Origin of the sequence: Achromobacter sp. Marseille-Q0513 (assembly GCF_018195695.1) — a bacterium.
GTDB lineage: Bacteria > Pseudomonadota > Gammaproteobacteria > Burkholderiales > Burkholderiaceae_B > Achromobacter.
The window spans coordinates 1-446 of the sequence record NZ_JAGTJY010000534.1 but is presented as its reverse complement, the minus strand read 5'-3'; the positions used below and the strand labels follow the sequence as shown (position 1 = coordinate 446).

At 59.0% G+C, this 446-nt stretch carries 1 pseudogene; it reads left to right on the top strand.

What is annotated here, in order from left to right:
- Positions 1 to 203: 203 nt before the first annotated feature.
- Positions 204 to 446, top strand: a pseudogene (locus KDH83_RS31640) (hypothetical protein); the annotation flags it as partial.

Below are 446 nucleotides of genomic sequence, written 5' to 3'. Positions count from 1 at the left end.
GTACGGTGCGTCCCCTGTCTGGCTGGAACAACTACAGAGCCTTCAAAGCTAGCATCGTGGTAAACATATCCAAAAGCAGCCTGGCAAAATGGCCTGCCGTTTCCGTATATGCGGCGAACGTGTTCGATGGATTAGATCTATTTGCAGTTGATAGCTCGGGGGCGGTCTACATCAGCAAAGGCAGCGCGGGGAGCTGCCGGCTCGTGACGAATCCCGTCGATCCCCCGCCGCCTCCGGTTCCCACGGAGATCACCGTCCATGCACCCGACTGGGACCTGGGCGAGTTGGAGCGCGGCAAGGAAACGGTACGGACCTTCGTCAACGACGCGCAGCGGCTGTGCTTTACCTACAGCCCGCAGTACATCGCCTTCGACAAGTATCTGATCAGCGCGAGCAACCGGAACGGCGAGCGCGAAAACCGCTTCTTGCTGGCAAACCAGACGAAC